General features: G+C 40.6%; 12 protein-coding genes. 8 read left to right on the forward strand and 4 right to left on the reverse strand.

Annotation, left to right across the window (positions count from 1 at the left end):
• Window positions 1–39: 39 nt before the first annotated feature.
• On the reverse strand, window positions 40–714 hold the full coding sequence (locus BM308_RS03990; protein ID WP_074943058.1) for a YczE/YyaS/YitT family protein: 675 nt from the start codon (window positions 712–714) through the stop codon (window positions 40–42).
• A gap of 94 nt (window positions 715–808) precedes the next feature.
• Window positions 809–1027: a translation initiation factor IF-1 gene (infA, locus tag BM308_RS03995; protein WP_031492527.1), complete on the reverse strand. Its 219-nt coding sequence runs from the start codon at window positions 1025–1027 to the stop codon at window positions 809–811.
• A gap of 375 nt (window positions 1028–1402) precedes the next feature.
• Between infA and fabB the strand changes: the two genes are divergently transcribed.
• The 6 genes from fabB to BM308_RS04025 all read left to right on the forward strand — a co-directional run bounded on the left by fabB (window position 1403) and on the right by BM308_RS04025 (window position 7018).
• Window positions 1403–2626, forward strand: a complete 1224-nt coding sequence (gene fabB, locus BM308_RS04000; RefSeq protein ID WP_074943060.1) for a beta-ketoacyl-ACP synthase I — start codon at window positions 1403–1405, stop codon at window positions 2624–2626.
• On the forward strand, window positions 2619–3356 hold the full coding sequence (locus BM308_RS04005) for a pseudouridine synthase (RefSeq protein WP_074943061.1): 738 nt from the start codon (window positions 2619–2621) through the stop codon (window positions 3354–3356). Before fabB ends, BM308_RS04005 begins: the two co-directional genes overlap by 8 nt.
• A 299-nt stretch (window positions 3357–3655) precedes the next feature.
• Window positions 3656–3946: an HMA2 domain-containing protein gene (locus BM308_RS04010; RefSeq protein WP_074943063.1), complete on the forward strand. Its 291-nt coding sequence runs from the start codon at window positions 3656–3658 to the stop codon at window positions 3944–3946.
• A gap of 10 nt (window positions 3947–3956) precedes the next feature.
• Window positions 3957–4589, forward strand: a complete 633-nt coding sequence (locus tag BM308_RS04015; protein ID WP_074943065.1) for an HMA2 domain-containing protein — start codon at window positions 3957–3959, stop codon at window positions 4587–4589.
• The gene (locus BM308_RS04020) at window positions 4589–6748 is read left to right on the forward strand and encodes a heavy metal translocating P-type ATPase (protein WP_074943066.1); all 2160 of its coding nucleotides are present in this window, start codon (window positions 4589–4591) and stop codon (window positions 6746–6748) included. Before BM308_RS04015 ends, BM308_RS04020 begins: the two co-directional genes overlap by 1 nt.
• Before the next feature lie 33 nt (window positions 6749–6781).
• Entirely contained in the window at window positions 6782–7018 is a 237-nt protein-coding gene (locus BM308_RS04025) for a hypothetical protein (RefSeq protein WP_074840921.1), read from the forward strand.
• Between the two features lie 250 nt (window positions 7019–7268).
• Here the strand turns inward: BM308_RS04025 and lon are convergent, their stop codons facing one another.
• Entirely contained in the window at window positions 7269–9830 is a 2562-nt protein-coding gene (gene lon / locus BM308_RS04030) for an endopeptidase La (RefSeq protein ID WP_083425436.1), read from the reverse strand.
• Between the two features lie 329 nt (window positions 9831–10159).
• Between lon and BM308_RS04035 the strand changes: the two genes are divergently transcribed.
• Window positions 10160–11002 carry a macro domain-containing protein gene (locus BM308_RS04035; RefSeq protein ID WP_074943068.1) on the forward strand — a complete coding sequence of 281 codons (843 nt, stop codon included), beginning with the start codon at window positions 10160–10162 and terminating at the stop codon, window positions 11000–11002.
• Between the two features lie 29 nt (window positions 11003–11031).
• Here BM308_RS04035 and BM308_RS04040 read toward each other — a convergent pair whose 3' ends face one another.
• Window positions 11032–12036 carry a hypothetical protein gene (locus BM308_RS04040; RefSeq protein ID WP_074943069.1) on the reverse strand — a complete coding sequence of 335 codons (1005 nt, stop codon included), beginning with the start codon at window positions 12034–12036 and terminating at the stop codon, window positions 11032–11034.
• A gap of 343 nt (window positions 12037–12379) precedes the next feature.
• On the opposite strand from BM308_RS04040, the gene BM308_RS04045 reads away from it, so the two are divergent.
• Window positions 12380–14242 carry a potassium/proton antiporter gene (locus BM308_RS04045; RefSeq protein WP_074943071.1) on the forward strand — a complete coding sequence of 621 codons (1863 nt, stop codon included), beginning with the start codon at window positions 12380–12382 and terminating at the stop codon, window positions 14240–14242.

The following is a 14242-nucleotide window of genomic DNA, read 5'->3' on the forward strand; positions in this document are numbered from 1 at the left end:
AGGCTGTTTTCCTTTTGAACGACAGCCGGCGGATTTTTTTTACTTTTGTAGCATAGGTTTCAGCTTTGCAGTAAGCGGAATGAAGAAATGTACGATAGGTCCGGTACATAAGGCTGCAAACAGTGTCCCCTCACGAACAGCTTCAATCTGAGTAAAGCCAGTCAGAAACAGAGAAAGGATAACCGCTGATGAAACCAGGAAGATATCAAAGAAAGTCTTTACAAAGCTGAAGGTTCTGTTGACAAGAGGATGGAAAATCTTGATGAAGTATTCTCCTGGAACCATAGCCACGTTTGAGGTTACAGACATTGATACGGCTAGAGCAAGAAGTACTGTTCCGAAGATTACCAAAGCCCAAGCGACAATGTAATTTATTTCCTCTGGAAGCGTGATTTTCAGAAGATTCATTCCAAGATCAATCATTGCCGAAAAAATCAGACAGACAGGAATCTGCATTAAAAGATTAACGGCATGTTTCTTTAACGGATCTTTTCCTATTGAGATGAACATAACCTGAAGAATCATCAGCAGAATGTTAAAGATCAGAGTTGTTTCTCCAAGTGTAAAGGATGAGTGAATTGCCAGCACATAGTTCGCAGAGGAGATAGGGGTAGTTCCTATATTGGCAAAGGTGATTGAGGCAATTGCGATTCCCTGAAAAACTACAGATAAAAAGAAAAGGGCATACCTTTTCAGAAGTTCTTTTTTAGACACAATGATCCCTTCCAAATTTTTGCAAAATTAAGAATAAACTAAGCCACTTAATACCTTGTGCATTAAGTGGTTATATATTTTTTAGGGGAATTTATTAGCGGGCGCGGAAGGTAATTCTGCCTTTGGTCAGATCGTAAGGAGTGATCTGAACGGTAACCTTGTCACCAGTAAGAATTCTGATGTAATTCTTACGCATCTTTCCTGAGATGTGGGCCATAACAATATGACCGTTTTCCAGCTGAACGCGGAACATAGTATTTGGCAGGGTTTCTAGGATGGTGCCCTGCATTTCAATGCTTTCTTCTTTTGCCATATAAAAAAATAAATACCTAAATAATACTGGTTTAAGCTGATATATACGTTATATATCGTCTTTACAACGTGCGCTATTATACAACAAAATTCAGAAATGCAAATGAAAAGCTATGTTTTTTTTATGTATCTCCACTCTTGAGCAAGCTCTGATTTTTTTTGCGTAAAATCTATTATCAATAATGTTGTGATCAGTGATGCAAGAATTCCACAACTTTTGTTGTGATAAGCTTCAAGAGGTATTCACAGGAATACATAATTGTTATAATTCATCTGAAGTTTTAATTCGTCAATGCACGAAACCGCAACCTTGCACATTTTCTGCGGGAAGACGTGCGCATATAACATATAAAAAAACTTTAATTTTGGAGTACGTATGACATTAAAAAAAGTTGTCATTACAGGTTACGGAATTGTATCTTCGATTGGTGTAGGCGTAGATGCAGTTTTAAAGTCACTAAAAGAAGGCAAATCAGGAATTAAAAAGGCTCAGGACTTTGTTGATAAACAAATGCGTTCCCAGGTAGCCGGTTTAGTTGATCTTGACCTAAAAGATCTTATAGATAGAAAAGTTCTTCGTTTCATGGGTGAAGCTGCCGCCTATTCATATATTGCTATGAAAGAGGCAATCAGCATGGCCGGTCTTACCGATGAAGATGTAAGCAATGATAGAACTGGTCTGATTGCAGGTTCTGGCGGTGGAGACACCAGAACTATTGTTGAATCTGCCGATATTCTTGTTGAAAAAGGGGTAAAGAAGGTTGGTCCTTATGCTGTTCCAAAGGCAATGAGCTCAACTGTTTCTGCAAACCTTGCAACCGCATTCAAGATCAGAGGTGCTTCCATGAGCGTCAGCTCTGCCTGTTCAACCTCTGCTCACTGTATCGCTCTTGCCTGTGATCAGATCGCTTTAGGCAGACAGGATGTGATGTTTGCCGGCGGTGGTGAGTCTGCCGACTGGACTATTTCATGTCTTTTTGACGGCATGGGGGCCTTATCAAAAGGCTTTAATGAGACCCCTGAAAAAGCTTCAAGACCATATGATGCAAACCGTGACGGTTTCGTTATCGGTGCCGGTGGTGGTATTCTGGTTTTAGAATCTGAAGAACACGCAAAGGCAAGAGGTGCTCATATAATTGCTGAGGTTGTTGGCTATGGCGCAACCTCTGATGGCTATGATATGGTGGCTCCATCTGGAGAAGGTGCCTTAAGATGTATGAAACAGGCTCTTGAGACCTGTAATTCAAAGATTGATTATATCAATACTCACGGTACAGCTACTGTTTTAGGCGATATCAAGGAACTTGAGGCAATTCGCGCTGTATTCGGCGATAACTGTCCTCCTATCTCATCAACCAAGTCTATGACTGGTCATGCCTTGGGAGCTGCCGGTGTTAATGAGGCTATCTTCTCTCTGATTATGATGCAGAATAACTTTATTGCACCTTCTATTAATATTGAGACTTTAGATGAGAATGCCAAGGGCTTTGATATTGTTGCCAATACCGCTCGTGAGGCTACCCTGAATACCATTATGTCCAACAGCTTTGGATTCGGTGGTACTAATGCTACCCTGATCTTAGGAAAATATAATGGCTAAGGATACCCTTCGTTTAGACAAGGCTGTATCTCATAACTTCGATGTACCTCGATCTGCTGCCGCAAAGCTTATTAAGGCAGGCGAGGTTGAAGTAAATGGTGAAATCGTTTTAGATCCTGCTGCAAAGATTTTAGTAACCGACGAAATCGTTATCGACGGTTACGAGGTTGAAGCGTCAGACGGATTTAAAAAACGTGTTTTTATGCTTAATAAACCAGCAGGGTATGTCTGTGCCGACAGAGATAACAATAATCCTGTAGTTATAAATATCTTCAGCGATATTCCTAAATTCACTCAGATGCACTGTGTTGGCAGGCTGGATATAGATACTACTGGGCTTCTGCTGGTGACTGATGATGGGGAGCTTAATCATAAGATAACCTCTCCTAAATCAGAGGTAACTAAGACATATCAGGTTTCAACTCGAGATCCGATTGTTCCAAAGGATGTTGAGCTTTTCAAAAAAGGACTGAAACATCCGGAGGAGAAAACCAGATACAAGAGTGCTCTGCTTGAGATCCTCTCAGAACATGAAGCTCTGGTAACGGTTACTGAAGGTCGTTTTCATGAGGTAAAAAGACTTTTTGAATGCGTAAACAATGAAGTAACAGAGCTTAAACGTCTTTATATTGGACAGCTAAAGTTAGATGATTCTCTTGAAGAGGGGGAGTACAAAACTTTAGATGAATCTGACCTTCAGAAGGTCTTTCTTCCGTACACAGCTGATTAGTCTAATTCTTCACCATAATGGTTCGCATAATAGCAGGATTTTTTCTGCTATTTCTTATTGTTAATTCTTTCAAAAAAAAATTTTTTTAATATGAAAATTTTTAGTTTTTTCTGTTAGCATATACTAATTAGCTATGGCTAATTTATGCTGATTAAGGAATTTATTAAACATTATTTCCTGTATTTTTATCATACCTGTTAGACTGAGCTAATTCGTATTACTTATTAGTAATAAAAATTTGACTATGCTCACACTTTAATTTGGTAATACAATTGATAAAAAATATTTAAAGGTAACTTATGTTTAATTTCTTATCTCAGTTTTTTAACGAAAAAAAATATTTTCTTTCAACTGTAACCGTTGCAAGCTACATCCCTGGTCGTATCAGAGGCTATAGCTCTCTTGTTAAGGGTAATCATGAAAATGCAAAGGCTCTTGAAGAATATTTTTCTCAGTTTAAGGAACTGGATAGCTTTTCCATTAATGAAGTAACAGGCTCGATCCTGATTGAATACGATGTGGATAAATTAGCCTCGAACAAAGAATTGCTTGAAATAGAACAATGCCTTCGAAAAAAGGCGGGAAAGTAGGGAAAATTAAATGAATCTTACCGTTTTGTCTGTCCTAATCGCTGTAGCTCAGCCTTTAATGCAGATGGTTTTTAATAATTATTCAAACAAGAAGATTAACGAGAATACTAAATTAGCTATGTTTACCTGTTTACACAGTATAGAAGGCAGAAGACGCTATAAAAGTGTTCTTTTGAAGGATAAAGCCTTTGGTGAGGCCTTAAAGTCCAAGCTTAAAGGTCTGGGACTTTTTGATCAGATCTCTGTTAACAATGTCACCGGTACCATTCTTCTGACCTATAAGAGTGAAGAGAAGGATGTTGATACCGTATTTGAGCATCTGAATGCTCAGACTCTGAAGGTTGCAGAAAGTAAGACCAAGTTTGCAAATTCAACTCTTGGTGCAGCTTCAGCATATAGTGTAGGTCAGCAGGCAGCATCTATAGGTAGAAATTCTTTAATTGGTCAGTCATTAAGAAATTACACAACTAAAGTTAATTCCTGCGTAAAGAATTCTACTAACGGAATTGCTGATCTTGCTGTAATTGTCGGTGCGGTCTGTCTATTATGGGGCGGCTACAAGGTATTTACTCAGAATCAGGTGCCAAGCGGCCCATCTTTAGTCTGGTGGGGCTATAAGATCCTGGAGGGTGGTACTAAATAATGTCACAGGTGTTTCACTATACAACTAAGCTAGAGCAGGAATACAGTGCCAAAGGAACGGCTGTTCTTGAATATAAGCTAAGAAAAGTTCCTGGTGTAGTTTCTGCCTGCATATTAAAGGACAACACCTTAAGCGTTTATGCTAAGGATAAGCTTTCTTTAGCTAAGGCGCTGTTTGCTTTAAGACTTGTTCCTGTGAGAGATGAACTTAAAGCCAAAGCAAAAAAAGAAAGAAATGATATCAAGGCTGTATCAGAAGAATTAAAGAACTACAAATTCAAGGCTCTGGTTTCTCTTTTCGGCTTTGGTGCTTTAGAGGCTTTCAAACGTCTGTCTCCAACAGCATTTACCAATCTGTCTTTTTTAAGAACAGCCTTTGTTCTGCTTATTGCCAAGGATATTTTCAAGGAAGGCGTGTTGGGCCTTATTAAAGAAAAGGCTCCAAATGCTGATACCTTAACTGCAACAGCCGTGCTGGCATCTGTGCTGTCAGGAAAACCTGAATCCAGTCTTTCCCTATTAGTTCTGTCCAATTTTGCAGAAATGCTGACTATTGGTGCGGCAGAGAAGGCTCGTCAGCATATTTCAAATCTTCTTGATATGAAGGAGAAATATGTATGGCTAAAGGATAAGAAGGGGCATGTCTCCAAGGTAAGCATTGACGATGTAATGGTCAATGACGAGGTTGTTGTTTACGTTGGAGAGAAGATCTGCGTGGATGGTGTGATTATTGAAGGTGAGGCTTCAATTGATCAGTCTTCCTTAACCGGTGAGTCAATTCCTGCATTTAAGACTATAAAGCAGGAAGTTTATGCCGGTACAGTGGTTCGCTCTGGAGAAATAACAATCAGGGTTTCCAAGGTTGGAGATGAAACCAATCTTGCCCGTATCATAAACATGGTGGAGAATGCTCAGAATCGCAGAGCTCCAATTCAGAACTTTGCTGACAGAATGGCTAATGCCCTGGTGCCTATTTCATTTTTGTCTGCTGCCGTTGTTTATGGTGTAACCCGTGATTTCCAACGTGTATTAAACATGTTCTTCATTGACTTCAGCTGCGGTCTGAAGCTTTCTACTTCAACTGCAATTTCAGCTTCAATCAGTAAAGCTGCTCAGATAGGTGTGCTGGTCAAAGGCGGTAACTTCATTGAGACTTTAGCTGATATTGATACTGTCATTCTGGATAAGACCGGAACAATTACTGATGGTCATCCAATCCTGATTGATACTATCAGATGCAATGAGATTGAGGAGAAGGAGCTGGTTCTATTAGCTGCAGCTGCCGAGAAATCTTCATCTCATCCTTTAGCTGAAGCTGTAATTAATTATGCTCAGGATAAGAACTGGAATGTTCCTCATGAAGTTAAGACAGAGACTGTTGTCGGTCGTGGTATATGCGCTAATGTTTCTGATTTTGATTCCTATAAGGGTGGTGAGATCCTGGTTGGAAGCAGAACCTTCATGAAGGAGAAGAAAATTCCAGGCGTGAATGACATTGACAGATCTGGTTTTTCAAAGGAATGCAATATTATTTACGTGGCAAGAAACAGTGAGCTCCTAGGTGCACTGGTAATCACAGATCCAATCCGCAAGGATATCAAGAAGACTCTTAACAGAATCCGCCGAAACGGTGTTGACGAAATCGTAATGCTTACTGGTGACAACAAGGTTACAGCAGAGTATGTTGCAGGAAAACTTGATCTTGATGGTTACAAGTCTGATGTTCTTCCTCATGAGAAGGCTGAATTTGTTGCAAGTAAGCAGAGTTACTCAAAGGTTCTGATGGTTGGTGACGGTATCAATGATGCTCCTGCTCTGGCTTATGCCGATATTGGTGTAGCCCTTGGTGGAAAATCTACTGATATTGCCATGGAGTCAGCCGATATTACAATTACTTCTGATGAACCTTTAAAACTTGCAAAGGTCATGGAATTATCTAAATCCACCATGGGACTGGTTCGTCAGAATTTTGCTGCGACAATTGCCATCAATTCTGCAGCAATGATGCTAGGTGCGCTAGGAAAGATCAATCCTCTTATTGCGGCAACCATTCATAATGCTGCAACCATAGGTGTTGTTATTAATTCAGCCAGAATTCTTTTTGATAAGAAGTTTAATTTTGAAAAAATTAAGCGCAATCAGGATCTGGATAATCTATAATTTTTGAGACTAACTATATAAAAGGAGATAATTATGTTATCTAACAAGACTGATTTCTTTATTGGTTTAGCAGCAGGTGTTGTTGCTGGTGCTGTTGGCTATAAGCTTTTCCAGGATCACAAGGAGCAGATTTTAGGTTCTTTTGATTCTCTAACCTCAAAGTTCTCAAAGACTGAAGAGACTGCCTTATCCGAGGAAGAGCTTCAGGCTCAGAAAGAGCACTTAGAGGACTTAATTGCTGAGCAGAAAGCTGCAAAGAAGTCTAAGTAATCTTTACAAAAAAAGCTTATCCCAGATGTAAAAGTCTGGGACGGCTTTCTGCCATATCATCTGTAAGACTTTTTTCTGAAAGTCATTCTCTCCAATCAGAATCATTATTCTCCCTCTTTACAGCGCTTTCTGATACTGTTTATTGCAAACTGATTGAAACAAATTCAATGTACAAAAAAATCCTTCTTTCAGTTTTTATAGAACTTTCAGAAGGATTTCTTTCTAGAGAACCTTAAGTTTTAGGCTGTTTTTACTTGGTCTTACGACCATCAAAGATTACCTTGGCAACATCGTTAAAGGTATCTGCATAGTAGTAGGTGACTCCTTCAGTTACTTCAGCAGGGAGTTCCTTTACATCAGACTCATTTGCTTTAGGACAGATGATGTTGGTTATACCCATACGTCTTGCAGCAATAGTCTTTTCTTTGATGCCTCCGATTGCCAGAACCTGTCCGGTAAGAGAAAGCTCTCCAGTCATGGCGAAGCCTTTTCTTGGAGCCTTGTTCATGGCAAGTGACAGCAGACTGGTAGCCATGGTTACACCTGCGGATGGACCATCCTTAGGTGTTGCGCCCTCTGGTACATGCAGATGGATGAAAGCCTTTTTAAAGAAATCTTTTTTCTCTTTGCAGAAAGTTCCCATATGAGCCTGAACATAACTGTAGGCAATATGTGCAGACTCCTTCATGACATCACCTAAAGAGCCTGTCAGTTCAAAGCCTTTGGCATCGTTGTTAATCTTGGAAGACTCAATTGGAAGTGTTGCTCCGCCAACTGATGTCCAGGCAAGTCCAGTGATGACACCAACTCCTTCAAGTTTCTTTTCGCGCTTGAAAGGAGCTGTTCCCAGATAATCAAATAGGGAAGAAGCGGTAACTGTTACCGACTTTTCACCCTCTAACAGCTTCACTGCAGCTTTACGGATGATCTTCTCAATAGCTCTCTGGGTAGAACGCATACCGCTTTCACGGGCATATTCCTCGATAATCTTCTTGAGCACACTGTCGGAAATCTTAAGCTGGCTCTTTTTCATGTTTGCCTTCTCAAGGCCCTTAGGCAGCAGATGCTTCTTGGCAATGGCCAGCTTTTCCTGACTGATGTAGCCTGAAAGTCTTATCGGATCCATTCTGTCTAATAGAGCTGGTGGAATGGTATCGGTAGTGTTTGCTGTACAGATAAACAGACACTTTGATAAATCCAGTCTTTCATCCAGATAATGATCCATAAAGCCGTTGTTCTGTTCTGGATCTAGGGTCTCAAGCAGAGTTGAGGCAGGATCACCATGATATGATCTGGTCAGCTTGTCGATTTCATCAAGCATGATTACAGGATTCATAACCTTGGCTTCTCGAAGCGCCTGGACAAATTTTCCCGGCATTGCTCCTACATAAGTTTTGCGATGGCCCTTAATCACAGATTCATCGTTAACACCGCCCAAGGACAGTCTGTAGAAAGGTCTGTTCAAAGCTTTGGCAATTGACTTGCCAATAGAGGTCTTACCTACACCCGGAGGACCTACAAACAGCAGAATTGAACCATTGGTGTTGCCCTTAAGTGCACCCACGGCTAAAAACTCAAGGATTCGATCTTTAACATCCTTGAGGCCTTCATGATCCTCATCCAGGATCTTTCTTGCCTTGGCAATATCCAGATCTTCCTTGGCAACTTCACCCCATGGAATAGAGGTCAGAATATCAAGATAATTGGTAAGACCTGCATATTCCGGTGAATTTGGATCAAGGGTATTCAGTTTTTTTAGCTCTTTTTCAAATCTCTTGCTGATATAGTCAGGAGGCGAGAGCTTCTTCATACGGTCTACATACTCGTCAGCTTCAGTTGTACTGTCGGCACGGGTTCCAAGTTCTTTCTGAATCTGCTTTAGCTGTTCTCTTAGAACGTATTCCTTCTGTTTTCTTGAAAGCTTCTCATTAACAGTAGTTTTAATCTCATCGTGAAGCTTAGCTGCCTTAAGCTCTTTCTGCAACAGATCCTGAGAGAGCTCCAGTCGCTTAAGAATATTGGTGCAATCTAAAACCTTCTGCAGGGATTTAGCTGAGGTAGTTGTAACAGAAGCAGCGCAGTCTGCCAGAAGAGAAGGATCATTCTGATCAAAGCGAAGCAGATACTGACGCATTTCATCAGAGTACATCGGATTTAGTGGCAGCAGTTCCTGAAGCAGGGATACAAGGTTCATGGCATAAGCCTTAACCTTTACTTCATCCTCTGATCCTGATTCTGGCATCTCGTTTTCAGGATATTCCAAAACTGCCTTTGGGGAGCCGTTAAAGCTTTTCCACTCCTGGATAGTTACACGTTCAATTCCTTCACAGACAAAATGAACCTCACCAGGAACGGCTTTGGCGTGTAGCAGTTTGACCAGAGTACCCATCTTAGGAAAATCGCTAGGTCTGATCTTTCCTTTTTTCTCAAGCTTCTCGTCGATTGCGAAAATAGCAAAAGTCTTTTTCTCGGTCTGTGCAATCTGGGTGATGATCTCCTCGTAGTCAGATTTTATCTGCATAGGAGTGATCTGTGATGGCATTACTGGTCGGCCGAAGGTTGGAATTACAAACATTTCCTCTGGCTCTGACTTTGGAATGTCAATACCATCTACGTTCTCGCCAAGACTTGCAAGTTTTGCGGCGAGAGATTTTAATGAATCTGTGTTCTGAGCGTTGATAAGGGCCTCGGTCTTTTTCAGTTCCTCGACACCTTTCTTTATATTCTCTTTGATGGAGTCAACTTTATCGCTGAGCTCTTTAATCTTCTCAGGATCAAGGTTATCTCTATCTTTAGGAGTATTATCTGACATATATTTATATACCTTAAATTCAGTTTCACTCGTTCTCTTTAAACATGGTGCCAAGTCAGCATTTTTTCAAGTAATTTTTTCTACAATAAATACTCTTGTCTAACTTGTTTTGTCTTTTGCTTTCTTTTTGTGAGTATCTATATGTATTTTTTGGGAAAATTTGAATATTGAAAAATCCTATACAGATCTGATTTTTTTACAAAACCATGAAAAATTATTCATGTTGCTGAGCATACCGAATTTTTAAAGAAAGATTGTTGCTAAAAATTGCTAGTGAAGGTATAAAAAAGTTAGATCTAGAAAAATAACATTCATAAAGGTGAACCGATATGATTGAGAAAGAACCTTTAGTAGAAAAGCTTATCGACATATTAGTACAGTACGTGCCTAGTTTAAAGAATCAGGCTCAGTCTTTTTCTGACGACTACTTTGCACAGAGAGCTCTTTTAAGAGGCCTCATGAATATGCATCGTGTCCAGAACAAGCTTCCTCCTGAATATTTTACAATGCAGGATCAGCTGCTACAGGCTGAGCTTGCAGAGAAGAAGATTGTTCAGAGCGACGGCCTCTTGAAGTCTAAAATCAATACCAATATGAGTCTGCATCAGGGAGATATCACCACCTTAAAAGTGGATGCGATTGTAAACTCTGCAACCCCATCACTTTTAGGCTGTTTTCAGGCAGGGCACAACTGTATAGATAACAATATACATTCTGCTGCCGGACTGCAGCTGCGTTATGAATGCTATAAGATTCTGGGAGGCGGGGAGGCCAGAGAGGGAACTGCAACCATTACTCACGGCTTTAATCTTCCTGCCAAATTTGTGATTCATGTGGTTGGACCTAAGGTAGGCTTTAACATTTCTCCTAGAGAGAAGGCTACTTTGGCCTCCTGCTATACCGAGGCCTTAAAGGTTGCAAGAAAGAACGGCGTTAAGTCTCTGGCTTTCTGTAGTATCTCAACTGATTCATTAGGCTTCCCTAATGCCGTTGCTGCACGTATAGCTGTAAGTACCGTCGATGAGGATCTTAAGGCTCATGGAAATGATCTGAAGGTGGTATTCTCAGTTGAATCCGAGCGAGATGCCAAGGCTTATAAGATTGAGTTTGATCCTCAGCCTGAAAAGGATAGTGCCGAGCTGCATCCTTTCTTTAATATTAACCTGATTTAAAAATGGCGCCAAAAAGGCGCCTGGTTAGTCTATAATTCGAAAACCTCAAGGCTGTCCAGGGAATCTGTGATAGCCTTATATTTTTCCTGCTCCTCTTTAAGCTTGTCTCCATGAATGTCACGATAGTGATAGTAGTAATCTCCAATTCTGCCCTTAAGAGAGGTGAATCTGTACAGAAGTTCAAAGGCAGCTTTGAGATCATCCATGTTCAGATCTGAATAGAACTCAACATCCTCATCTACTGCTGTAAAACATAGATAAAGAGCTGCAGCCAGAACTCTTGGTTCCATTGCTTTTCCTGAATGCCAGATTTTATGTTTTTCGGTTCCGAAATAATCACCGTCAGGCATAAAGAAGGAGCCGTCCATAAGATCAATATCCACTGAACGTTCACCCTCTCTCTGGTATCTTTGTACCACATCATAGGCTGTTGCAGGTGGCTGTGCCAGCATTCTCCAGCCAGGGGCAAGTGCTTTGTAGGAGAAATCCTCATATTCAGTTTCACGACAGATGCCGCAGATAATAGCGCAGGCATTTAGGGCTGCGGTATCATATTTCTCTCCTTTTACCATGCCTAGGAGCCCCTGTACAACAGGGAGACGTCTTGGACTTATATAGGAGTAGAAATCAAAGTAGTCATCTGATGCCAGTCTTAAGACCTTCACCGGAATAATGATTCCGCTTTCTTTTAAGTATTCATGAAGACTGTGGAAATCTAGTTCATAAAACTCGTTAAGCTTGGTTCTCTTATCAGGCTCTTCGCTTTGAGTTGTTATAACTTCCTCTTCCTTTAAAAGGATTTTTATGGAATAGAGGTACTCAAGTGCCTCCTTTACAGCATCTGGTTCTACTCTGAGATTTCTTGCCAGAAGATGGGTATGGCATCTGGCATTGAATCTTACATATTTGTCTTTGGAGTGCCAGAAAAGCAGTACCGACAGAACAAGCGAACTACAGTCATTGTTGACAGTATCTCTTCTGACTGCATTTAGTTCAGGATAGTAGGGAACACGGGTTAGGCCAAATTCTTCCATAATTTAATCTGATTTCGTAGCTAAATATTTTCTGCTGTTTATTTTAATTCAGCTCTGCATTCTATCACAGTCTTTAAATCGCCCTATGATTAAGTTAAAAAAGCTTAATACATTAGAGTTCTAATTTCGATTTTTCAGATAATTTTCGAGCTAAAACGCAATTTTTCTCAATAACGCTCTAACCTAGTGTAATAGAAAGGAAAAATTTTAAAAAAATTTGACAAATGTTTGAAAATTACTATTTTTAAAGCCTGTTCTAATTTAGAATATAAATATGACACTAAAAGAAATGTAAAAAGTTCAAATCTGAAGATTTCCACAATAACATGACAGGGAGGATGCGATGCAGATCAGTGACATGAATTACGCATTCTTTATTGTGGGTTTATTGCTGTCATTCGCGATATTTGCCTCAAAACTGTCTTCATTCTTCGGAACCCCTCTGCTGCTGTTGTTCCTTGCAATCGGTATGTTAACCGGTGAAGATGGTGTCATTCTCCATATCCAGTACACTGATTACAGATCTGCCTTTTTTATTGCCAACCTGATGCTGGCGATTATTCTGCTCGATGGCGGACTTCGAACCAATTTTTCGACAATGAAATCGGTGGCAAGTGAATCAACGATTCTTGCTACGATAGGTGTTGTGGCAACTTCTGGTATTACCGGTGGAATTGCCTATCTGCTTTTGGATATCTCTTTAATTGAATCTCTGCTTTTAGGCTGTATCGTAGGTTCAACTGACGCCGCAGCCGTGTTTTCTCTGCTTTCAAGAAACGATGGTGTTTCACTTAAGACCAATGTAAACAGTACTCTGCAGATAGAATCAGCAACCAACGATCCTATGGCAATTCTGCTGACTACCACTATGATTGCCTTTGCCTCTGCCAAGGCAACTTCTTTGACAGATGCTCTGCTGTTCTTTGCTACCCAGTTTGGTTTTGGTATTTTAATCGGTGTATGTTTTGGTGCACTGGCCAGGTTTATTATTGCCAATATTTCTCTGGGTGTCGGACTGTACTGTATTATGGTTATCGGTATGGGCCTGGTCGGCTTTGCCGTGACTGCCTATGTTAATGGCTCAGGCTTCCTTGCAATCTTTATCATCGGCATGTTTGTCGGTAATCAGAAAACCAGACATGTAAGCTATATTCTTCCTGTATCTGAGGGCTTCACCTGGCTCTCTCAGATCACTCTGTTCTTAATGTTAGGTCTTCTGGTTACCCCTCATGAGATGCTTAACTACTGGCTGCCTGGTGTGGTAATTGCCGTAGTTATCACTGTTATTGCAAGACCTCTGGCGGTATTTTTCTGTCTGAAGCCTTTCTTCCGTGCCTATAACAATCGAGACCTGATCTTTATGTCCTGGGTTGGACTGCGTGGATCTGTTCCTATTGTACTGGCAATCTACCCTGTATTTGAGAATCTTGATAACCCTCAGCTGTATTTTAATGTGGCTTTTGTGGTGGTTATTGTGTCTCTGTTATTCCAGGGCTCTCTGATTGTTCCGCTCTCAAAGTTCTTAAAGGTATGTACTCCTTCGGTTATGGTTCCTATTACCAAGTCTGATGTGGGCATTATGCTTTCAAATGACTATGAAATTTTAAACTACCGTATCAAGGAGCCTTCATTTGATGGCGCTGTGTTACGAACTATCCCTTTCCCTAAGGGAACTTCGGTTGCGGCTCTTTTCCGTGATGGAAAAATGATCAAGTGTCAGGGCGATACTCCTATTAAGACCGGTGATATTCTCTCTCTTATAGGTCGTGATGCGGATGAACTGCTTTTGAATTCTCTTTTCTCTCACCCTCTAAAAGAGAAGAGACACCCATTATATAAAGGTGATAAAATGTACGCCGCTGATACGCTTATGGTTGAATTAGGCGAACAGTACGGTTTTGAACTGACCACCTATGAGAAGACTCTAACCCTGGGAGATTTCATGTCATACCATATTGGCGGATATCCTCAGCCAGGTGACAGGGTAAATCTTATTAAAATTTCTCTGGTGGTAGTTGATCTTGAAGGTGACAAGATCAGCAGAGCCGGCCTGTATCTGACCTCAGAGCTTATGCAGGAGTTTGAGCGCAAACGTAAAGATAAGCTTATTATGCAGAAAATTGAACAGGAAGAACTTGAACGTCGACGTAAGATTGCTCAGCAGCAGCTGTTTGACAGTATAAATGACGACGAAGAATACTCTTAG

The sequence above is a fragment of the Succinivibrio dextrinosolvens genome (assembly GCF_900116345.1).
GTDB lineage: Bacteria > Pseudomonadota > Gammaproteobacteria > Enterobacterales > Succinivibrionaceae > Succinivibrio > Succinivibrio dextrinosolvens_B.